This is a genomic window from Noviherbaspirillum sp. UKPF54, from assembly GCF_007874125.1.
Classification (GTDB): Bacteria; Pseudomonadota; Gammaproteobacteria; order Burkholderiales; family Burkholderiaceae_D; genus Noviherbaspirillum.
Genome location: NZ_CP040128.1, coordinates 4,215,250 through 4,235,384, shown reverse-complemented (window position 1 = coordinate 4,235,384; position 20,135 = coordinate 4,215,250). Strand labels below are relative to the sequence as shown.

At 64.0% G+C, this 20,135-nt stretch carries 16 protein-coding genes; 9 read left to right on the top strand and 7 right to left on the bottom strand.

Annotated elements, in window-relative coordinates; genetic code table 11:
• The first annotated feature begins 112 nt into the window (after positions 1-112).
• The 7 genes from FAY22_RS19525 to FAY22_RS19495 all read left to right on the top strand — a co-directional run bounded on the left by FAY22_RS19525 (position 113) and on the right by FAY22_RS19495 (position 9,468).
• Positions 113-1,591 carry an aldehyde dehydrogenase family protein gene (locus tag FAY22_RS19525; RefSeq protein WP_246860577.1) on the top strand — a complete coding sequence of 493 codons (1,479 nt, stop codon included), beginning with the start codon at positions 113-115 and terminating at the stop codon, positions 1,589-1,591.
• Between the two features lie 186 nt (positions 1,592-1,777).
• Positions 1,778-4,699, top strand: a complete 2,922-nt coding sequence (locus tag FAY22_RS19520) for an HD domain-containing phosphohydrolase (protein ID WP_146332286.1) — start codon at positions 1,778-1,780, stop codon at positions 4,697-4,699.
• 31 nt (positions 4,700-4,730) lie between these two features.
• On the top strand, positions 4,731-5,420 hold the full coding sequence (locus FAY22_RS19515; RefSeq protein WP_146332284.1) for an SOS response-associated peptidase: 690 nt from the start codon (positions 4,731-4,733) through the stop codon (positions 5,418-5,420).
• A gap of 25 nt (positions 5,421-5,445) precedes the next feature.
• Positions 5,446-5,691 (top strand): hypothetical protein, encoded by a 246-nt coding sequence (locus tag FAY22_RS19510; RefSeq protein WP_146332282.1) that lies wholly within the window; start codon positions 5,446-5,448, stop codon positions 5,689-5,691.
• Positions 5,675-6,427, top strand: a complete 753-nt coding sequence (locus FAY22_RS19505) for an SDR family NAD(P)-dependent oxidoreductase (RefSeq protein ID WP_146332280.1) — start codon at positions 5,675-5,677, stop codon at positions 6,425-6,427. The genes FAY22_RS19510 and FAY22_RS19505 overlap by 17 nt, the downstream gene beginning before the upstream one ends.
• A gap of 142 nt (positions 6,428-6,569) precedes the next feature.
• Positions 6,570-9,101, top strand: coding sequence for a glycerol-3-phosphate 1-O-acyltransferase PlsB (gene plsB / locus FAY22_RS19500; RefSeq protein WP_146332278.1), 2,532 nt, complete (start codon positions 6,570-6,572; stop codon positions 9,099-9,101).
• A 166-nt stretch (positions 9,102-9,267) separates the two neighbouring features.
• Positions 9,268-9,468 (top strand): hypothetical protein, encoded by a 201-nt coding sequence (locus FAY22_RS19495; protein WP_146332275.1) that lies wholly within the window; start codon positions 9,268-9,270, stop codon positions 9,466-9,468.
• A gap of 132 nt (positions 9,469-9,600) precedes the next feature.
• Here the strand turns inward: FAY22_RS19495 and FAY22_RS19490 are convergent, their stop codons facing one another.
• The 5 genes from FAY22_RS19490 to FAY22_RS19470 all read right to left on the bottom strand — a co-directional run bounded on the left by FAY22_RS19490 (position 9,601) and on the right by FAY22_RS19470 (position 14,803).
• Positions 9,601-10,473: an SGNH/GDSL hydrolase family protein gene (locus FAY22_RS19490; protein ID WP_146332273.1), complete on the bottom strand. Its 873-nt coding sequence runs from the start codon at positions 10,471-10,473 to the stop codon at positions 9,601-9,603.
• 345 nt (positions 10,474-10,818) lie between these two features.
• Positions 10,819-12,342: a CBS domain-containing protein gene (locus FAY22_RS19485; protein WP_146332271.1), complete on the bottom strand. Its 1,524-nt coding sequence runs from the start codon at positions 12,340-12,342 to the stop codon at positions 10,819-10,821.
• Positions 12,343-12,597: 255 nt separating this feature from the next.
• Complete coding sequence (locus tag FAY22_RS19480) at positions 12,598-13,122, bottom strand: hypothetical protein (protein ID WP_146332269.1); 525 nt, start codon at positions 13,120-13,122, stop codon at positions 12,598-12,600.
• Positions 13,123-13,195: 73 nt separating this feature from the next.
• Positions 13,196-13,771, bottom strand: a complete 576-nt coding sequence (locus tag FAY22_RS19475) for a hypothetical protein (protein ID WP_146332267.1) — start codon at positions 13,769-13,771, stop codon at positions 13,196-13,198.
• A gap of 795 nt (positions 13,772-14,566) precedes the next feature.
• Positions 14,567-14,803: a hypothetical protein gene (locus tag FAY22_RS19470; protein ID WP_146332265.1), complete on the bottom strand. Its 237-nt coding sequence runs from the start codon at positions 14,801-14,803 to the stop codon at positions 14,567-14,569.
• A 274-nt stretch (positions 14,804-15,077) separates the two neighbouring features.
• On the opposite strand from FAY22_RS19470, the gene FAY22_RS19465 reads away from it, so the two are divergent.
• Positions 15,078-16,412, top strand: a complete 1,335-nt coding sequence (locus tag FAY22_RS19465; protein ID WP_146332263.1) for a ferric reductase-like transmembrane domain-containing protein — start codon at positions 15,078-15,080, stop codon at positions 16,410-16,412.
• Positions 16,413-16,415: 3 nt separating this feature from the next.
• Here the strand turns inward: FAY22_RS19465 and FAY22_RS19460 are convergent, their stop codons facing one another.
• Positions 16,416-17,378, bottom strand: a complete 963-nt coding sequence (locus tag FAY22_RS19460) for an AraC family transcriptional regulator (protein ID WP_146332261.1) — start codon at positions 17,376-17,378, stop codon at positions 16,416-16,418.
• A 108-nt stretch (positions 17,379-17,486) separates the two neighbouring features.
• Here FAY22_RS19460 and FAY22_RS19455 point away from each other — a divergent pair, with 108 nt between their 5' ends.
• The gene (locus FAY22_RS19455; protein ID WP_146332259.1) at positions 17,487-18,320 is read left to right on the top strand and encodes an NAD(P)H-binding protein; all 834 of its coding nucleotides are present in this window, start codon (positions 17,487-17,489) and stop codon (positions 18,318-18,320) included.
• A 22-nt stretch (positions 18,321-18,342) separates the two neighbouring features.
• On the opposite strand, the gene FAY22_RS19450 is transcribed toward FAY22_RS19455, so the two are convergent.
• Positions 18,343-20,130 carry an alpha/beta hydrolase gene (locus FAY22_RS19450; RefSeq protein ID WP_246860576.1) on the bottom strand — a complete coding sequence of 596 codons (1,788 nt, stop codon included), beginning with the start codon at positions 20,128-20,130 and terminating at the stop codon, positions 18,343-18,345.
• Positions 20,131-20,135 lie beyond the last annotated feature (5 nt).

Sequence of the window (20,135 nt, the reverse complement as noted above, 5' to 3'; positions counted from 1 at the left end):
CGCGTCGGCAGCATGGAAGAGTCGTACGATACGAACGTAGCGCAACCTCCTTCCCGAACGGGCTAGCGCAGTTTTAGCGATAAGCAGCCCCATTTCCTTATGGAGCACGACGATGAGCATGAACCTCTCCAGCCAGCCCCTTGTCCCTGTTTCGTCCCTGGAGGAAAGCAATCCCGCGCAGATCGGAGCGGTGTTCGACAGCCAGCTGGAAACTGCGCTGCGCTGGCGCGAGTCCACCGCCGCCGAACGCATTGCGCGCATCAAGAAATTGCGCGATGCCATGCTGGCGCGGCGCGAGCAATTTTATGAAGCGTTCATGCAGGATTACCGCAAGTCGCCGTCCGAGGTCGAGGCGTCCGAACTGCTGCCGGTGATGGACGAAATGCGGCACGCCATCGGCCGCGTCAAGCGCTGGATGAAGCCCAGGCGCGTCTGGCCGACCTCCACCATGCTCGGCACCTCCGCCTGGGTGCAGCACCAGCCGCGCGGACGGGTATTGATCATCGCCCCGTGGAACTATCCGCTTTCGCTGTGCTTCGGCCCGCTAGTGTCGGCGCTGGCCGCCGGCAATACCGTCATCGTAAAACCATCGGAAATGACGCCGGCAGTATCCGCGCTGATGGCACGCATCCTCGCCGAGGTCTTCCCGACCTCGGAAGTGGCGCTGTTCGAGGGCGGGCCTGCCACCTCGCAGGCGCTGCTGGCGCTGCCGTTCGACCATATCTTCTTTACCGGCTCGCCTGCCATCGGCAAGGTCGTGATGGCGGCGGCGGCCAAACACCTGACCAGCGTGACGCTCGAACTCGGCGGCAAGTCGCCCACCATCGTTACCGAGCACGCCGACCTCGCGCAGGCAGCCGAAACGCTGATGTGGGGCAAGTTCCTCAACGCCGGGCAAACCTGCGTGGCGCCGGACTACGTGTACGTGCACGAGTCGGTGAAGGATGCCTTCATGGCCGAATGCCGCAAGGTGCTGCAGCAGCGCTACGGCGCGAGCGCCGCCGAGCAAAAGCGCAGCCCGGACTTCACGCGCATCGTCAACCAGCGCCACACGCAGCGCGTGGCGGGCCTGCTGTCGGAGGCGACCGCGCGCGGCGCGACCGTGCAGGCCGGCGGCGAAGTCGACGTGGCGCAATGCTATGTCGCGCCTACCCTGCTCGACCGCGTACCAATGGATGCAGGCATCATGGAAGAAGAGATTTTCGGGCCGCTGCTGCCGATCCTCGGCTACAGCGAGCTCGACGCGGTGATCGCCGACATCAATGCCCGTCCCAAGCCGCTGGCGCTGTACATCTGGAGCCGCCGGCAGAAAGAGATCGACCGAGTCCTGGCGCGCACCAGTTCCGGCGGCGCCTGCGTAAACCATTGCGTGATGCACTTCGCGCACGGCGAACTGCCGTTCGGCGGCGTGAACAATTCCGGCATCGGCAGCGCGCACGGCCATTACGGCTTCATGGCGTTTTCGCACGAGCGCGCCGTGCTGCGCGCGACGCCGCTGATGCTGGTCAAGCTGTTCTTCCCGCCGTTTACCAAGGCCAAGCGCCGCATCATTCGCAGCGTAACCGACACGCTGCGCCTGCCAATGGTGTGATGGTGTAAGCGGGACGGCCGGGGCGCGCGGCAAGCGTCCATCGGCCGCCCCCTTCTCTGCATTGCCCCTCGTCCATCCTGCCGGCAAAATAATCGAACTTGACGCGGCAACCTTAGCCTAAAGAAAGCGCACCCGGCCGCAAGAAAGCCGGCTTCGCGCTTTTGTTTCCCCAGCAGGAATCGGCCGATGGATTGGACTACCGCCAAGAGGCGTTCGCTCAGCGCCAGGATCGCCCACCGCCTCGGCGCGCGGCTGTTCCCGATCCGCGTGTATATCGGCGTGCTGATCATCGGCCTGATGCTGATTTCCGGCTTTTGCATCGGCCTGTACAACTATGCGGAAAACACCCAGTTGCTGTTAAAGACGGGCAACGTGCTGTTCGAGCGGGCGCGCCAGGCAACCCGGCTGACCGTGTCGAATCTGTTCGCGCCGACGCAGATGCTGGTAAACCTGTTGTCGCAGCAACAGGTCACCCGTGCCGGCACGCTGCAAGAGCGCCTGGACAACCTGCCGTACCTGGTCGAAGCGCTGAACCAGCATCCGCCGCTGTCGGCGCTGTATGTCGGCAACGAGCGCGGCGACTTCTTCCTGGTGCGCCCCTTGCGCACCGAAGCGCAGCGCATCGCGTGGCAGGCACCGATCGGCACATTCTACGTGGTGCAACACGTCGATCGCAGCCGCGTGTCGGCACCGGTCGGTACCTACCTCTTCTTCGACGCCGCACTGCGCCTGATCGAGCGGCGCGATGAGGCCGGCTACCATTTCGATCCGCGCGTGCGCCCCTGGTACCGGCAGGCATGGGCGAACACGGCGGCGGTGGTGACCGATCCCTATGTGTTCTATTCCACGCGCGAGCCGGGAATGACCGTGGCGCGCCGCGCCAGCGGCAGCGTGGTGGGCGCCGACATTACGCTGGCGGCGCTGACGGACTTGCTGGTGCGCGTGAAAATGTCGCCGTCGGCGCAACTGATGCTGCTCGATACCGATGAAAACGTGCTTGCCTATTCGGACGCCGGCGCCACCGTGACGGTCGAAAACGGCGTGCTGCGGCTGCCGCAGTTAAAGGCGCTCAAGCAGACGGTGCTCATGGCGCTGCTGCGGCAACCGGAGGAAGGAAAGGTGCAGGCATTCGAATACCGGCAGGAAGCGTGGATCGGCTTCGCCGACCGCTTTGCGGTGGCCGGCCACCCGCTGCTGCTGGCGATGGCCGCGCCGCGCGCCGAATTGCTGGCCCATGCCGAGCGCGTGCGCCGCAACGAGGCCGTGCTGACGATTTTCATCCTGATCCTGGCCACGCCCGTCGCCTGGCTCGCCAGCCTGTGGATCGCGCGCCCCCTGCAGCGCCTGGCCGACGATGCGCGCGCAGTGCAAGCCTTCGATTTCGGGCGGCCCGTGGAGCGCTCCTGGATCCGGGAGGTCGACCAGCTGGCGACTTCGATGGGCAGCATGAAAAGCACCATCAGCCGCTTCCTCGACCTGAGCGCGTCGCTGTCGTCCGAACGCCATGTACCGGCGCTCTTGGAAAAGGTGCTGGCCGAGTCGGCCGGCGCGCTGCATGCGGCCGGCGGCGGGATTTACCTCAACGAGGAGGTGCCGGAGAGCTATGCCCTGGCAGTGTCGCATGGAGCCGCGCCCGGGTTGCCGCGCGAAATTTCCCTGGCAGACGCCGGACCGGACGGCGCCGGCCCGGGGCGCTTTTCCCGGCTGTGCGGCGCGGCGATCCATATCCGCGGCCCGCTGGTGTCGGAGCGGCCTGAAGGCGAAGGGCTGTCGGCCGTGGTGCCGCTGTTTAATCACGAGGGTGAAGCTATCGGGCTGCTCGCGCTGTTTCTGGCGCGCCAGTCCGGCCCGCCGAGCGCGGAGAAGATCGGCTTCGTCACCGCCCTCTCGGGCACGGCAGCCATCGCGATCGAGGCGCAGCGCCTGCTGGAAAAGCGCAAGGCGCTGCTGCAATCGCTGGTCGAGCTGATCGCCACCGCCATCGACACCAAGTCGCCTTATACCGGCGGCCACTGCCAGCGCGTGCCGGTGATTGCGAAGATGCTGGCAAAGGCGGCCTGCGATACGGACGAAGGCCCCTTCCGGCATTTCAGCATGGACGACGACGCCTGGGAAGCGCTGCACCTGGGCGCCTGGCTGCACGATTGCGGCAAGGTCACCACGCCGGAATACGTGGTCGACAAGGCCACCAAGCTGGAGACGCTGTACGACCGCATCCACGAGGTGCGCATGCGCTTCGAGGTGTTGAAGCGCGATGCGCAGATCGCGTACTGGCAAGAACTGGCGCAAGGGGGCCACGACGGGGAGGCGGCACTGGCGCGCGATCTGGAGACAGCTTTGCGCGCGCTGGACGAGGATTTCGCCTTCGTCGCGCAATGCAATGTCGGCGGCGAATCGATGTCCGACGAGCAGATCGCGCGCCTGCGCCGTATCGCGCAGCGCACTTGGGTGCGTACGCTGGACGACCGCATCGGCATTTCACGCCAGGAAGCCGAGCGCAAGGCGCGCTCGCCCGCGCCGGCACTGCCGGTGACGGAGCCGCTGCTGGCCGACCGCCCGTGGCACCTGATCCGGCGCCTGCCGCAAGACATCATGCCGCCCGATAATCCATGGGGCTTCAAGGTGAACATGCCGACGTATAAGTACAACCAGGGCGAGGTCTACAACCTGTGCGTGCGCCGCGGCACGCTGTCGAAAGAGGAGCGTTACAAGATCGGCGATCACGTGGTGCAGACTTACATGATGCTGTCGCGCCTGCCGTTTCCGCCGCATTTGCGCAGCGTACCCGACATTGCCGGTGGTCATCATGAAAAACTCGACGGCAGCGGCTATCCGCGCCGCCTGCATGCCGAACAGATGAGCCTGCCGATGCGCATGGTCGCCATCGCCGACGTGTTCGAAGCGCTCACCGCCGCCGACCGCCCCTACAAGCCCGGCAAGCCGTTAAGCGAAACCCTGGCGCTCATGGCTAGAATGCGTGACGAGCGGCATATCGATGCCGATCTGTTCGAACTTTTCCTGACCGGAGGTGTATATCGTGAATACGCGCTAGCGTATCTGTTGCCGGAGCAAATCGACGTGAGCGATATCACGCCGTTTCTTCACTGACTATCGGCTGACCAACTTCCCGGACCTTGCCATGTGCGCCAATTACCGTCCTTCCACGCGCGACCAGCTGCAACAGCATTTCGGCGTGGCGCCGCCGGATTCGGAATACCAGGCTGAAGCGTTTCCGGCATCCATGGCGCCGCTGATCCGCCTGCCGCGCGCCGATGCCGTCGCCGGCGACCGTGCCTGCGCGCTCGGCATGTTCGGCATGGTGCCGCACTGGGCCGATCTGAAGCTGGCGCGCCAGACCTACAATGCCCGCACCGAAACGGTGGCCGGCAAGCCGACGTTTCGCCACGCCTACAAGCACCGGCAATTCTGCATCGTGCCGGTCGCCTCCTTTTACGAACCGTCCTACGAATCGGGCAAGGCCGAGCGCTACGAGATCGCCGGTGCCGATGGCGAGCCGCTCGGCATCGCCGGCCTCTGGGAAGCCCGGCCGGCGGACAAGGACGGGCTGGCGCTGCTGTCGTTTTCCATGTTGACGATCAATGCCGACGGCCATCCCTTGATGCAGCATTTCCACAAGCCCGGCGACGAAAAGCGCATGCTCGTGATCCTGCACCCGGACCAGTACGACGCATGGCTGACATGCGAGGCGCAGGACGCGGCGCGCTTTTTCGAGCGCTATCCGGCAGAGCGGCTGGTGGCGCATCCGGCGCCGCGCACCGGTAGCCGCAGTGGCCGCGGAGCGCAGCAGGAGACGCTGCCGGAGCTCTGAAGGCCATCATTCCGAAGGCCATGCGATGCGCGCCGATAGCGCCTTGTCCCACCTGCGCGACGACGAGCCGTGCATCGCGACCCTGAAGGATGGCACGCAATGCGCGGTGAGATGGAGCCGGAAAGACTGGTGCTTCTTCCATGCCGGCACCAATGCCGTCTGCCCGCATGACGACATCCGGGAATGGCGGCTGGCGTCGATCCGTTTTGACCAGGCCGGACAGGAATTCCGGCCACCAGAGAAAGGGTCCGAGCATGGGCAAGCTTCTTGAACACAAGGTCGCGCTGGTCACTGGCGCCGGGTCCGGCATCGGCCGCGCCATCGCGCTGCTGTACGCCGCCTCGGGCGCGAAGGTGATGGTCTGCGACATCAATGACGGGCCGGGCCGGCAAACCGTCGAACAGATCGTCCTCACCGGCGGCGAGGCGATCTTCCAGAAAGCCGATGCTTCCCGCGCCGCCGACAATGCCGCGCTGGTCGAGGCCACACTGGGCGCCTTCGGGGCGCTGCATGTGGCGTGCAACAATGCCGGCGTGGGCGGCGCGGCCGCTCCGGTGGGCGAGGCCCGCCCCGAGGACTGGGACAAGGTCGTCGCGATCAATCTGTCCGGCGTGTTTTACGGCATGCGCTACCAGATTCCCGCCATGCTCAAGTCGGGCGGCGGCGCGATCGTGAACATGGCGTCGATCCTGGCGCAGGTGGGTTTTCGCGAACACGCGCCCTATGTCGCGGCCAAGCACGGCGTGATCGGCCTGACACGCACGGCCGCGCTCGAATACGCGCAACAGAAAATCCGCATCAATGCCATCGGACCGGGCTTCATCCGCACCCCGCTGCTGGACAACCTGTCCGACGACATGCTCAACGGACTGGCCGCGCTGCACCCGATGGGGCGCATCGGCGACGCGGCCGAAGTGGCGGAGCTGGCGCTGTGGCTGTCGTCGGACAAAGCCTCGTTCGTGACCGGTTCGTACTATCCGATCGATGGCGGCTACTTGGCGCAATAGCCGCCATCGCCGGTCCGGCGCGGCCGGCGCGGGCTTGCCGCACCGATTTTCCAGAGGCTTTGCTCTACTGCCGGCGGGCCCGTTTCGCCGTTGCGCGCATTCAAACAAGCTAGAATGAAGGCCCAAAACTTGCCCGAACGGAATGTTTAACATCCTCGGCATCGACCGCCCGCTCCTGCACGCAGCGCGCAAGCTGCTCTATTTCTGGGTCCGCACGCACGTCCTGCCGCAAGAGCCGGCGGCGCTCGAACTCGATCCCGCCAAGCCGGTCGTGTACGTGCTGCAGCGCCGCTTCCTGTCGAACCTCCTGGTGCTGTCGCGCGAGACCGAGGCCGCCGGCCTGCCGCCCGCATTGAAACCGCTGGCGGCGGGCCGCGTGCGCGATTCGCGCTCGTTCTTCTTCCTGTCGCGCCCGCGTCCGTGGCTGTTTGCAGCGAGAACGCCGGCCTATTCCAGCCTGATGCGCCGGCTGGTGGCGGCCGCCCATAGCGATCCGGCGTTCGACGTGCAGATCGTGCCGGTATCGATCCTGTGGGGCCGCGCGCCGGACAAGGAGCACTCGATCTGGAAGCTGATCTTCGCCGAGAGCTGGGGCCGGCAGCGCGCGTTCAGGCGGCTGTTCACGGTGCTGCTGCACGGGCGCAACACTCTCGTGCGCTTTTCGGCGCCGCTATCGCTGCGCGCGATCGCCGATGAAGACCGGGACCGCGCAGTCACGCTGCGCAAGCTGGCGCGCGTACTGCGCGCGCATTTTCGCCACCAGCGCGAAATCGCCATCGGCCCCGACCTGTCGCACCGCCGCACCCAGCTCGACGGCTTGCTGGAAGCGCCGCGCGTGCGCGCCGCCATCGACGCGCTGGCGCAGGACAACGGCGGCGGCCCGACCGCGCTGCGGCGCGCGCAGCAAGAGGCGCGCGGCTATGCGTGGGAAATCGCGTCCGACTATTCCTACCCGGTGATCCTGATCTTCCGGCGCTTCCTGACGTGGCTGTGGACGCGGCTTTACGACGGAGTCGAGGTCTGCAACTTCGACACCGTCGTCAACATCGCGCTCGACCATGAAATCATCTACGTGCCCTGCCACCGCAGCCATATCGATTACCTGCTGCTGTCGTACGTGGTGTTCAACCACGGCCTGATGGTGCCGCACATCGCCGCCGGCGTGAACCTGAACCTGCCGCTGTTGGGCGGCTTTTTGCGGCGCGGCGGCGCGTTCTTCCTGCGCCGTTCGTTCAAGGGCAACAGGCTGTATGCGGCGGTCCTGAACGAATACCTGCACATGATGATCGCCAAGGGCTATCCGATCGAGTATTTCGTCGAGGGCGGCAGAAGCCGCACCGGGCGACTCTTGCCGCCAATGGGCGGCATGCTGTCGATGACGGTGCAGAGCTTCCTGCGCGACTCGTCGCGACCTGGCGCAGCCCGTCCGATCGCGTTCCTGCCGGTGTATGTCGGCTATGAAAAGCTGTTCGAGGGCCGCACCTATGTCGGCGAGCTGCTGGGACGGCCGAAAAAGAAGGAATCGCTGTTCGACCTGCTGGCTTCGCTGCGCGAGCTGAAAAAGAACTTCGGCAAGGTGCATGTGAATTTCGGCGAACCGATCAGGCTGGCCGACGTGCTGACGGCCGAGCATGCGGAATGGCGCAACGAGGAAGTGGCGGAAGACGCGCGCCCGGCCTGGCTGGCCGCCGGCATCGAGCAACTGAAGGCGCGCATCGCCAGCGGGATCAATACCGCGGCGGTGGCCGATCCGGTCAACCTGGTCAGCCTGGTGCTGTTGGCCACGCCGCGCCACGCGCTCGACGAGCAGCAGCTGGCGCGCCAGCTCGACGCCTATCGCAGGCTGGCGCACGACGCGCCCTACGCCGGAAGGGTACAGGTCACCGCGCTGTCGGGCGCGGACATCATCGCCTATTGCGAAAAGCTCAAGCTGCTGCAACGCCAGCCGCACGCGCTGGGCGACGTGCTGTACTTCACGCAGGACGATGCGGTGCTGGCGACCTACATGCGCAACAACATCCTGCACCTGTATGCGCTGCCGGCGCTGGCCGCCTGCCTGCTGACGCAAAACCGCAGCCTGAACCACAGGCACCTGCTGCGGCTGGCGCACGCGGTATACCCGTTCCTGCGCGCCGAGCTGTGCCTGCGCTGGAACGACGACGAGCTCGACGCCGCGCTCGAAGGCTGCCTGCACGCGCTGTCCGGCATGGGATGGCTTGCCCGGAGCGAGCGCGACGACATGTACGCGGCACCCGACATCCGCAGCGACGAATATGCGCAGCTGGCGCTCCTGGGCCAGGCGCTGCGCCCGACCCTGATCCGCTACTTCATCACGCTCGCCACCCTGCACCGGAAGGGCTCGGGCGTAATCACGCCAACCGAGTTGGAAGCGCTGTGCCACCTGCAGGCGCAGCGCCTGTCGCTGCTGCGCGAGTTCAACGCGCCCGAATTTTTCGACAAAACGATCTTCCGCATCTTCATCGACACGCTCACCAGGAACGGCCGCGCCGAGCTGCGCGGCGATGGCAGGCTGCATTTCGGCGAGGCGCTGCAGAAGGCATCGGGCGAAGCGCGCTTCGTGCTGCCGGCCGACGTGCGGCAGGCGATCCTGCACATGGCGCACACCGACGCCGAAACGGACGCGCCGGACGGCGCGCCCCGGGAAGCGGCCTGAATTGGCAGATACCTCATCGACCTGTTGAAAGCAACAACCGTTACAAATCCCATCTTAGTCGTCACCGAAATTTATTTTCCTCACGGAACAAATTTTCCCGCCTGTTGGTCTATAGCCAATGTAAGGCTATGTATGGTTTTTGTTACGAGGACAGGTGAGGATTGTGATGAAGTGGTACTACGAGTGGCGACTCAATAAAGTACGCGCCGAGATATCGGTATTGAAGGAAGCAACCCAGGCGAAGCTGCTGGAAGACTATACGGCGCATTCGCGGCTGCGCGTGCTGGACCGGGTAGCGGCCGGCCTGCAGCAACGACTGGCCAAGTTCCCCGACTCTTCCATCGATCATGCCAAAGGGGCGCATTGATCAGCGGGTAATCCCCTCCTGAAGAACCGGCTGCCGGGCGTACTGCCCTCCAGCCGGTTTTTTTCATTGGTCCTGCTAGCGCAAAAACAAACGGCCCGCATCACTGCGGGCCGTTTGCATTGGCACATGCGATTACTTCAGCAGGGTGAGCTGCTTGGCCGAGTAATGCCCTTTCATCACGTAGATGTCCGGATTGGGATGCAGGCCGTCGGCGCAGATATCCCACACCGTCTTGCCGCTGCTTGCCAGGTAGTCTTTCAAATAAGCCGACTGGTCGATCACCGGCACGTTCTCGGCGGTCGCCGCGTCGCGCTGGGCCTGCGAAATCTGTTCCCAGCTCAGGTTGCCGGAGTGGTTGCCCGGCCCGATCGTCTCGACGATGACTTTCTTGCCGCTGGCCTTGGCGATCTGGATCAGCTTGCGCACGCGTGCGGTGGTGTCGGCCACGGTGTCGTGCGAGTGATATTCGATCACCACATGGGTCGCCTTGGAGTTGGCCATCTGCTGGTCCCAGGCCGGATAGACGCTGTCGCCGGCGAGCGCGTTTTCGGCCAGGCGGCCCGGGCTGCCCATGTTTTGCACGTTCAGGCCGGTGTCGGCACCGACCACGGCCGGTTCCGGCTGGTCGACGCGCACCCAGTCATTGTTCGGCAGCCATCCCCAGATGATTGAATCGCCGTAGTACTCGACCAGCACCGGCGCGCCCGATGCGGGCGTTGGATTGGTCGTGGTCGGCGTGGACGGAGTGGCGGTGGCCGCCGGTGTCGGGGTGGTTTGCGTAGACGTGCTCGACGTCGCAGGCTGCGCGGACGCGGTTTGCGTCGCTGTGCTCTGACTGGCGTCCGTAGACGTGGCAGCGGCTTGCGCAGGAGCCGGGGCGCTCGGCTCCGCAGACATGGCCGTGGCGGCCGGCTGCGTCGCGCTGGCCTGCTCTGGGCTGCTGCCTCCGCCGCCGCAGGCGGCGAGCAGGAACGGAACGACGGCGAGGAGTGTGGATAGTTTCATGTCAAATTTCAAAAACGATGGAGAAACCCGCAGTCCTGACGCCTTGGCCCGATCCGGTATCCCCTTCTGCGCCATGGCGCATGATGGCCACCGGAGGCCGGTATCAAATTGCAAAACTGCGGAACAAATTAACCGTGGGAAAGACAAGATTGCTTACAGGAAGTTTCCTGGAAGCGAAAATCGGAGGGAAATATCGGCGGACGTGTTACAAGAAAAATGCTGTGCCTGAGGCGAAGCCGCTGCGTGGCCTGCCAAGACATCAATTGTGGGATTGGCTACGGCGCCCGTCGTCCAGGCGCCGCAGATCATGCACGAGGCGCTCCCGTGGCAGGAACGCTTGTCATGTTACTTCTGGCTCTTTGATCCCTTGCCGCTCGCGCGTCCCGCGCTGTCAGTCGGCGCAGCGACATTGGATACGGTTCCCGCCCTGCCGGCCGAACCGAGCGCGTTATTGCCGGTCCCCGCCGTTCCCGGCTGCGGACCGCCGGCTTCCCGCGCAGCTTGCCTGCCTCCGGCGGTGCCGGTCGCGCCTGTGGCTCCGGTATCGGTTGCCATGTCAGTCGCCATCGGGCTGCCGATTTCCGCACTCGCCTCGTTGCCGCCAGTGTCGAGCATGTCGGAGCCGGCCAACCCGGTGGCAGTCCCGGTATCGGAGCCGGTGGCACTGGAGATGCGCGATTTCAATGTGGTAGATGTTGCGGGCGTTGCATTCGCTGCCGCTTTCGCCGGTTGCCGCTGCGCGCGGTCGGGCTCCGAAGGTGTGGAAATTTTTTCCATGGTCTGCTGCGCCTCCTGCTTCTGCCCGCGCCCGCCAGCCTTGGTCACCACGTCGCCCAGCGACACGATGCCGACCAGCTTGTGTTCATCGTCGTGCGATACCACCGGCACGCGGCGGATCTGCGTGTCGGCCATTTGCCGCATCACATCATCCAGCGGCTGATCCTCGAAGCACCAACGCACATCGGTGCTCATCACTTCGTCGACATGGGTGTCGCCGGGCGCCCTGCCTGCAGCGGTCGCCCGCACGGTGATGTCGCGGTCGGTCACCATGCCGACCAGCCGCTCGCCGTCGCATACTGGCAGCGCCCCGACGTTCAATTCATCCATCAGTTGCGCGGCGCGTTGCAGGCTCTCCTGCGGCGACACGAAACGGATGTCGCGCGTCATCACTTCCGAAATTCTCTGCATGACAATCTCCTTTTGCTGCATGGTTTGCGCGGCGGACGCCGGGTCGTTGCGCTGCCCGGCCGCCGCGCGCACGGATGATGCCACCGGCTGCCCGGGCTCTTCCTCGCCGCTGAAGCCTTCCGAGCCGGCCGCATAGCTCGACGTCGGCACGGGTGCGTTGCGCGGCCTGCCGCGCTCGCCCGGCGTCGATTCGGCCACGCCTTCCCGCTGCCCCGCACTGAGCCCGCTTGCGCGGCTCGGCATGGCAGGCATGACGGCGGGCGATTCCTGCGCTTCGATGAAATCCTTCAGACGCGCCATGTCCAGCTTGAGCTGCAGCGCCAGCGCCTGTTCGCTGTTGCCGGCCAGCGAACCGGGCACTTGCTCCGGCTCGCTATGCAGCGTAAAGGTGACGCGCGCGGCATCCTGTCCGACAGCCTGCAGCTCTACCCTGCCGTCGCCGGTCGGGCCGCTGGTGTTGTGCCAGGCGATGCAGCGGTCGGTTTCCTGCTCCGTGATTTCGGCATCCCACTCCACCGGGCGGTTCGCCATGATGGTGGTCCAGTGCAGGTGGGTGTCGTCGAGCCGCCGGATGCCTTTGACTTCATCCATAAACTGCGGATAGTCCTCGAACCGGGCGAGCCGGTTGTAGACCGCGTGGATCGGGACACGGATATCGATCGATTGCTGAATGGTTGCCATGCTTGCTCTCCTCGTCTTGATCGAAATGCATGCGCGCCGCGCATTGCATCAGCCGCGCACAAGCAAGGAAATCCGTCCTTTCTACAGATTAAGGCTTGTGGCAGCAAACGGACAGGAGGACAAGGGAAGCGAAAGCTATGCCCGAGGACGACGCTACGGGCAGGCAGGATGTATGGGCATGCGACGCGCACTATTACGCAGAACAGAGGTGGCGCGGGCGGTAATTTATACCGCCCGTGGCGCCGTCCGGAACGGCTAGGCAGCCTTCTTGCCGTACCGGTCTTCCTCCGGAAGGCATTTGACGGCGATCGCAAACCACTCTTCCGGCGTCAGCGAGCGGAACGCCAGCGGGATCAGTTCGCTTTCTTCCTTACCGAGGCGTTCAGTGAGATGACTGCAATACTGTTCCATTGCGGAGAATACCGATTGCTCTGCCGGCGGCCTGCCGCCCTGCAGCTGCTCGTTCGCGCGCTGCAGGATCCGCTCCGAACCGGCGGCCAGCACTTCCAGTTCGGCCAGCAGCGTATTCGCTTCCGCGATGCTGGCGCGGATGGCGGGAATGACATGCTGTTCCAGCGCACGCCCCTGATAGAAACGGTTGGCGTCGGCAAATTGGCGCAATGCCGACGCCGCGCTGCGTGCATCGGCCGAAGCGCGTTTTGCTTCTTGCAGCGTGGCCGTCAACTTCGATAAAACCTGGCGTGCGTTTTTCTGTTCATGCGATAGCGCCACCGTTGTATAAGTCTTGGTCAACATTCCCTGTTCTTCAATTTTCTTCATGGGTCCAAACATATTTTTCTGCTCAGCCCGTCCGGCGGGATCGGCCGGGTTGAAACACGATGCGCCGAGCGCATCAATGCACGTAGTAATACCGGCGACGTCCATGCGCGCGCCCGCCCGCTGAACAGGATTGCCGGCATGCGTCGTGTCGCGCGCCCGCATCCGACAGGCAGCGCGCCGCCAGCCGGAACCATTCCTCGTTCGACAGCATGCGGCTGGCGACCGGAAACAGTTCCTCCTCTTCGAGGGCGAGGCGTTCCAGCATCCGCAGGCAATATACTTCCATGGTCGCGATCAGCATCTCCAGATCGACGTCGCCGCCCTCCATCGCGCATTGCATCCGTTCATATGCAAAGCGCAGGATGCGCAATGCCTCCACGTTCAATGCATCGAGCTTCTCGAGCAAGGCGTCGGTATCGGTGGAGGCGTTGCGGATGGCGGGAATCACGTAGCGTTCGATTTTGCGCGCGTGGCAATAGCGGTCGATCATCACGAGCTTGTGAAATGCCGCTTCAAGCCAATCCAGATCGATGCCCTCGTCCGAAGTCCACGCGCTGTTATGCAGGCATTGCACCAGCTTGCCGAGAATGCTGCGCGCATTCTGCTGTTCGCTGGACAACGCCACGATGGAATAGCCGTTCGTCTGCATATGCCGTCCTCCGTTTCGTCAGAAACGGCGTGCGGGACGCATGTTCCGCACGCTGCAGCCGCATTCGCGGTGCACGCAAACCGGCCTTGTCCCGGCCGGTACTTTTGCGTCTCCATCGGCTTCCGCTGATAACCAACTCTTTGTTCAGAGTACACGATGGATGTTGACTTCGCATTAAAGGAAATTGAGCAAAATCAACGGAATCCAAACGGCATATAGACAAATGGTGAAAATGTGTTGCGTCACAGAAATCTATTGAGCAACATCAACAGATTGCTTTCCACAATGCAATTAATCGGCAATTACCAGCTAAAAGCTGCGTTCTTCGCACATTTTTATGATTGCCGGACTTGGCTGCCCGCACAAGGGCGACACCTTAGGCAAGGAACTGCGGTGATGCGCCGTGCAACAATCCATCAGAACGCCTGCACGGCACCAATAACTTGTATCCGACTGTATTCCGGGTAATCGAATGTAATAAGACTGCGCCACGGCGGGACGGTCAGGTAAGGTAGCTGCATCAGCCATCTCCCTGCTGATGCCAAAGAAGACTTCGCCCGCTACCGCAAGGCTAGCGGGCTTTTTTGTATTTCCGCTACGGCGCCGCGCGCGGTAACATGCGAGGTCCGCCATTTTCCTTCATGCGCATGTTCCGCCAAGCCTGCTCCACGATTCAAGCATTCGCCCTGATGGCGCTTGTCCATGGCGCGCTGCTGCTGGCCGACGATGCGGCCATGATCGCCCTGCTGTTTTGTTAAGCGCGGGTTTGCGAACGCCGGCGGCTTCACCTGCCCGTCACGAACCGGATTCGGGTGTTTCTCCCATGAATTGCAGATAGCCTTGCTCGATGCACTCGATTTCTTGCTCGGTAGGCAGCTTCTTTTTTTCGCAATTCGCCACGATCGCGTCGATATCCTTTTGCACTTCCTTTTGCACTTCGGATTCGCGCGCGGCCGCGTCTGGCTCGGCCGCATAAGTAGTTCCGGCGCACAACGATGCCGCCAGCAGCAAACAGGTGATCGAGGTATTCATGTCTTGTTTTCCAATCATGCCGAATCATCGGCGCAATGAACTGTCCGCCCGCGCGGTGAAATGACTATCCAAGCTGAGCATCCATTATGTCAATGGATGCGCCTTCGAAGCAATCGCGCGCAGCAGTCTCAATGACGGTGTCGATACAATTTCCTACATTTCGGCGAGTTGACGAAATATACCGGACACAGTCGCAGGCTTTAATAGCGGCAAACAGCGATCGACCCGGATCGCGCTGCCCGCCCCCCCCTTTTTCTCTGCCTCGACCTCTGACATGCATCACATCAAGCGCCCTTTTTGGGGATTGCTGCTAGCCCTCAGCATTTTATGGCTGCTGGCCGACTCGTTCCTTCCCTCTCCCTTCACCTATTTTTCGTTCCGCAACGTGTTCATGCAATACAGCGGCGTGCTGGGCATCGGCGTCATGAGCGTAGCGATGCTCATCGCCACCCGCCCGGCATGGCTGGAGCGGCGCTGGGGCGGGCTGGACAAGATGTACCGCTTGCACAAGTGGCTCGGCATTGCGGGGCTGGCGCTTGCCATCGTCCACTGGTGGTGGGCGCAGGGAACCAAGTGGATGGTGCGCTGGGGCTGGCTGGCGCGGCCGCAGCGCAAGCGCATCACCGACGTCGAGCTGGGGCTGGTCGAGGGCTGGCTGCGCAGCCAGCGCGGCCTGGCCGAGAGCGTCGGCGAGTGGGCGTTTTATGCAACCGTCATCCTGATCGCGCTGGCACTGATCAAGCGCTTCCCGTACCGTCTCTTCGCCAAGACCCATCGCTGGATCGCGGCCGTCTATCTGGTACTGGCGTATCACGCCGCCGTGCTCCTCAAGTTCAGCGACTGGCCGCAGCCGCTGGGATGGGTCATGGCGACGCTGCTGCTGGCCGGCACGGTCTCCGCCGCGCTCGTGCTGTCGGGGCGCGTGGGCGCGCATCGCAAGACGCTGGGCACGGTCGAGGCAGTCACCGCCTATCCGGATCTGCGCGCCATCGAAGCCGCCGTGCGCCTGCAGGAGGGCTGGCCGGGCCACGCCGCCGGGCAGTTTGCCTTCGTCACCTTCGACGCGAAGGAAGGCGCGCATCCCTACACGATCGCCTCGGCCTGGGATGCCACCGCGCGCCGCATCGTCTTCATCATCAAGGCGCTCGGCGACCATACCAGCACGCTGCGCGAACAGCTGAAGGAGGGCGACGCGGTGAGCGTGGAAGGGCCCTACGGCCGCTTCGATTTCCACGACCGCCATGCGCGCCAGATCTGGATCGGCGCCGGCATCGGGATCACGCCGTTTGTCGCGCGCATGAAGCAACTGGCGCAGCGGCGCGCGCATCATGCTATCGACCTGTTCCATCCAACCTCGGACTTCGACCAGTCCGCGATCGACAAACTCACCGCCGACGCACGCGCGGCCGGGGTACGCCTGCACCTGCTGCGCAGCCCGCGCGACGGCGTGCTGGACGCGGCCACCATCCGCGCCGCCGTGCCCGACTGGCGTCAGGCCAGCATCTGGTTCTGCGGCCCGGCGGGGTTCGGCAGCGCACTGCGCAAGGATTTCGTCGGCAGCGGCCTGCGGCAGGCCGACTTTCATCAGGAGCTGTTCCAGATGCGCTAGGGGCTACGAAAAACGCCAGTCCAGCGCCTTGTCCTGGCGGTCGCGCGCGCGGAATTCCTTGGGCGGGATGCCGGCGACTTTCTTGAATGCCTTTGAAAAGCTGAACGCATCCTTGTAGCCGACCGCCTGCGACACGGTCTCCATCTTGTCGGACGTGTTCGACAGCAGATCCATCGCTTTCTGCACCCGCACGGTGGTCAGGTACTGCAGCGGCGGCGTGCCCAGCGCATGCTTGAATTTCTGCGCGAAGCCGGCGCGCGACAGGCCCACGCGCCGCGCCAGTTCGTCGAGGGTCCAGTCGCGGCCGCAATCGCCGTGCATCAGTTCGAGCGCCGACCTGATCGGCGCATTCTGCAGCGCATGACTCCAGCTGCGCGGCGTCGCATGGCGCTGGGCGATGATCTTGCGGATGATCTGCGTGAAGAGAATGTCGAGCAGCGCCTGCGTCACCGTCTCCGAACCGACTTCATGCCTGGCCGTTTCTGCGGCCAGCATGCTGATGGCCAACTCCACCTGGTCGAAGCGTTCGATGTCGTGCGCGCGCAGCACATACCAGCGCGGCATTTCATCGAAAAAGGGATGGACCGGGGTATTCCAGACCTGGTAGGCGCCGCTGACGATGGTCAGCAGCGGCTTGCCGCCCTCAGGCAAAGCGGGCAGCGCCGCGTCCGCCATGCGCAAAACCGTGGGCGGCAGCTTTTCCTGCGTGGAGACGACGTGGTTGCAGCCGCGCGCCATCAATGCCACGTCGCCGCTGCCCAGCGCCAGCGGCGCCTCGTGCTCGGGCGTGTGAATGAACGCCTGCCCCTGGGTGACGACATGAAAGCCGAAGCTTTTTTCGCATGGGAAGGCCAGCGCCGCGGGCGCCGCAAAAACGCGCTGCTGGAGAATCCGGGTTTGCAGCCCGGCCTGACGCAAGACATCGGCGAGAAGATCCATGGCCGCATTATAGGCGAATGCCGGCATTATCTTTTCCAATTTGGATTTTCAGACATTAAAAATCGACTTTTAACCATTAAAACCATTTAAATTCACAGTTAATCTGGACGCCTGAAATTTTTACGGAGGTAAATCATGAGCAAGGTTTTAGTGGTCGGCGCCAGCGGCATGGTCGGTTCGGAGCTGGTCAACAAGCTGCGCGCCAAGGGACATGAGGTAGTGCGCGCCACCAGCAAGACGCAGCTGCAGCCGGATCAGGTGCATGTGAACCTGGCGACCGGCGCGGGGCTCGAACAGGCGTTCCAGGGAATCGACAAGGCTTTTTTCCTGTGCCCGCCGGGCTACACCAATCAGCATGAACTGCTCGGCCCGCTGATCGACAAGGCCAGGGAAAAGCAGTTGCAGAAAGTCGTGCTGATGACAGCGATGGGCGCCAACGCGGTCGAGGCCGCGCCGTTGCGCCAGGCGGAAATCAGGCTGGAACGCTCGGGGCTGCGCTATAACATCATCCGCCCCAACTGGTTCATGCAGAATTTCAACACCTTCTGGCTGCATGGCATCCTGCAAGCCGGTACGGTATTCCTGCCGGTGGGCGACGCCAAGGCGAGCTTCATCGATGCGCGCGATATCGCGGCAGTCGCAGCGGAGCTGCTGGACTCCGGCCGGTTCGACAACCAGGATTTCGACCTCACCGGCGGCGAGTCGCTCACCCATGCCGAGGCCGCCGAGCTGATCAGCCAGGCCACGGGCAAGCAGATCCGATTCCAGGACATCACGCCGCAAGCCATGCTCGACGGCTTGCTCCAGGCCGGCGTGCCCGCCGATTACGCGGAATTCCTGGTCATGATTCTTGGCTTCCTGAAGCAAGGCGCGGCCGAGCGCCGCACCGACGCGGTGGAAAGGATCACCGGCCGCGCGCCGATCGGCTTTGCGCAGTACGCGCGCGACTATCGGGCGGCGTGGCTGTAGGCTAGCTGTTTTTCCCGGCGCATCAGCGTTCGAATACGTAGGTCCCCGGCGCCGCACCCGACGCCGGATAGGCCTTCGCACCGACTGGCGGCGGGGCGGACTTGCCGGCGGAGCGCTGCGCCAGCCACTCGGCCCACGCCAGCCACCAGGAACCGTCGATGCTCGGCGTGGCGAGATACCAGGTGTCCGGATCGACGTAATTCTCGCCGCGCCGACGGTGCGACACGCGATAGCGCCGCCCGAGCTTGCCCGGTTCGCTGACAATGCCGGCGTTGTGCCCGGCGCTGGTGAGGGCAAACGTGATGTCGGTGTCGGCCGCCAGGTTGATCTTGTAGACCGAACGCCACGGCGCGACGTGGTCGGACTCGGTGCCGACCGCAAACAGCGGCACGCGGATGTCGGCCAGCGCGAGAGGCTTGCCGTTGACCCGGAATCGTCCCTCGAACAGGTCATTGTTCAGAAACAGCTTGCGCAGGTATTCGCTGTGCATGCGGTAGGGCATGCGGGTGGCGTCCGCGTTCCAGGCCATCATGTCGGTCATCGGCTCGCGCTTCCCGAGCAGGTATTGCTGCACCATGCGCGACCAGATCAGGTCGTTCGAGCGCAGCAGCTGGAAAGCGCCGGCCATCTGCCGGGTGTCGAGACAACCCTGGTTCCACATGATGTCTTCCAGGTAGTTCAACTGGCTGTCGTCGATAAACAGCGTCAGCTCGCCGGCTTCGGTGAAATCGGTCTGCGCGGCCAGCAGCGACATGGAGTTCAGGCGCTCGTCCCCGCGCTGCGCCAGGTAGGCCGCGGCGATCGCCAGCAGCGTGCCGCCCAGGCAGTAGCCGGCCGCGTTCACCTTGCGACCCGGCGCGATGGCGCTCACCGCGTCGAGCGCATCGAGCACGCCCAGCCGCAGGTAATCCTCCAGGCCGAGGCCGCTGTCGTCCGCGCCGGGGTTGTGCCAGGAGATCATGAATACCGTGTGTCCCTGGTTCACCAGGAAATTCACCAGCGAGTTGTGCGGCGACAGATCGAGGATGTAGTACTTCATGATCCAGGCCGGCACGATCAGGATCGGCTCGGCATGGACGTTCTTCGTTTTCGGCGCGTACTGGATCAGCTCGATCAGGCGATTGCGCAATACCACCGTGCCGGGTGTGACGGCCACATCACGCCCGACCTGGAAGTTTTCCGTACCAACCGGCGGCTTGCCGCCGACGCCGCGCTCCATATCCTCCAGAAAATTCATCGCGCCGCGCACCAGGTTTTGCCCGCCTTCGCGCATTGTCACGTCCAGCGCTTCCGGATTGGTGGCGATGAAATTGACGGGCGATGCCATGTCGAGCAGCTGGCGCGCCACGAACGACACCACCTGCTCGTGGTGCCGCGACACGCCTCCGATGCCGGTGGTAACGTTGTGCCACCACTGCTGGTTCAGCAGAAAACCCTGGTGGATCAGGTCGAACGGCCATTGCTGCCATTTCTGATCGCGGAAGCGGCGATCCTGGAACAGCGGCTCGATGCACGATTCGCACTGCTCACCGCTCATCCTGCGCTGGACATAGCGGCTCAGGCGCAGCGACTTGCGCCAGGCCTTCTCCACCAGCTTTTGCCATTTCCCCGGCGACTGCGCCAGGTGCAGCGCCCAATCGGTGTAAGCCAGTGCCAGGCTGGCAGGCGAAATGCCGAGGGTGGCACGCCCGTACGCGGCATGCAACACGCGGTCGATCGTTTCCGGCGGTTCGATATCCGGCGCCGCGCCAGGCACCAGCGCCGCCTTGGCCGGCAGCGCCGCCCCCATGTCCACCCGTGGCTTGTCCATCTCTT

What these genes read in the sequence shown, in the direction of transcription:
- FAY22_RS19525 (WP_246860577.1), top strand. Translation starts at nt 113, where the DNA reads ATGAGCATGAACCTCTCCAGCCAGCCCCTTGTCCCTGTTTCGTCCCTG.
- FAY22_RS19520 (WP_146332286.1), top strand. Translation starts at nt 1,778, where the DNA reads ATGGATTGGACTACCGCCAAGAGGCGTTCGCTCAGCGCCAGGATCGCC.
- FAY22_RS19515 (WP_146332284.1), top strand. Translation starts at nt 4,731, where the DNA reads ATGTGCGCCAATTACCGTCCTTCCACGCGCGACCAGCTGCAACAGCAT.
- FAY22_RS19510 (WP_146332282.1), top strand. Translation starts at nt 5,446, where the DNA reads ATGCGCGCCGATAGCGCCTTGTCCCACCTGCGCGACGACGAGCCGTGC.
- FAY22_RS19505 (WP_146332280.1), top strand. Translation starts at nt 5,675, where the DNA reads ATGGGCAAGCTTCTTGAACACAAGGTCGCGCTGGTCACTGGCGCCGGG.
- plsB (WP_146332278.1), top strand. Translation starts at nt 6,570, where the DNA reads ATGTTTAACATCCTCGGCATCGACCGCCCGCTCCTGCACGCAGCGCGC.
- FAY22_RS19495 (WP_146332275.1), top strand. Translation starts at nt 9,268, where the DNA reads ATGAAGTGGTACTACGAGTGGCGACTCAATAAAGTACGCGCCGAGATA.
- FAY22_RS19490 (WP_146332273.1), bottom strand. Translation starts at nt 10,473, where the DNA reads ATGAAACTATCCACACTCCTCGCCGTCGTTCCGTTCCTGCTCGCCGCC.
- FAY22_RS19485 (WP_146332271.1), bottom strand. Translation starts at nt 12,342, where the DNA reads ATGGCAACCATTCAGCAATCGATCGATATCCGTGTCCCGATCCACGCG.
- FAY22_RS19480 (WP_146332269.1), bottom strand. Translation starts at nt 13,122, where the DNA reads ATGAAGAAAATTGAAGAACAGGGAATGTTGACCAAGACTTATACAACG.
- FAY22_RS19475 (WP_146332267.1), bottom strand. Translation starts at nt 13,771, where the DNA reads ATGCAGACGAACGGCTATTCCATCGTGGCGTTGTCCAGCGAACAGCAG.
- FAY22_RS19470 (WP_146332265.1), bottom strand. Translation starts at nt 14,803, where the DNA reads ATGAATACCTCGATCACCTGTTTGCTGCTGGCGGCATCGTTGTGCGCC.
- FAY22_RS19465 (WP_146332263.1), top strand. Translation starts at nt 15,078, where the DNA reads ATGCATCACATCAAGCGCCCTTTTTGGGGATTGCTGCTAGCCCTCAGC.
- FAY22_RS19460 (WP_146332261.1), bottom strand. Translation starts at nt 17,378, where the DNA reads ATGCCGGCATTCGCCTATAATGCGGCCATGGATCTTCTCGCCGATGTC.
- FAY22_RS19455 (WP_146332259.1), top strand. Translation starts at nt 17,487, where the DNA reads ATGAGCAAGGTTTTAGTGGTCGGCGCCAGCGGCATGGTCGGTTCGGAG.
- FAY22_RS19450 (WP_246860576.1), bottom strand. Translation starts at nt 20,130, where the DNA reads ATGGACAAGCCACGGGTGGACATGGGGGCGGCGCTGCCGGCCAAGGCG.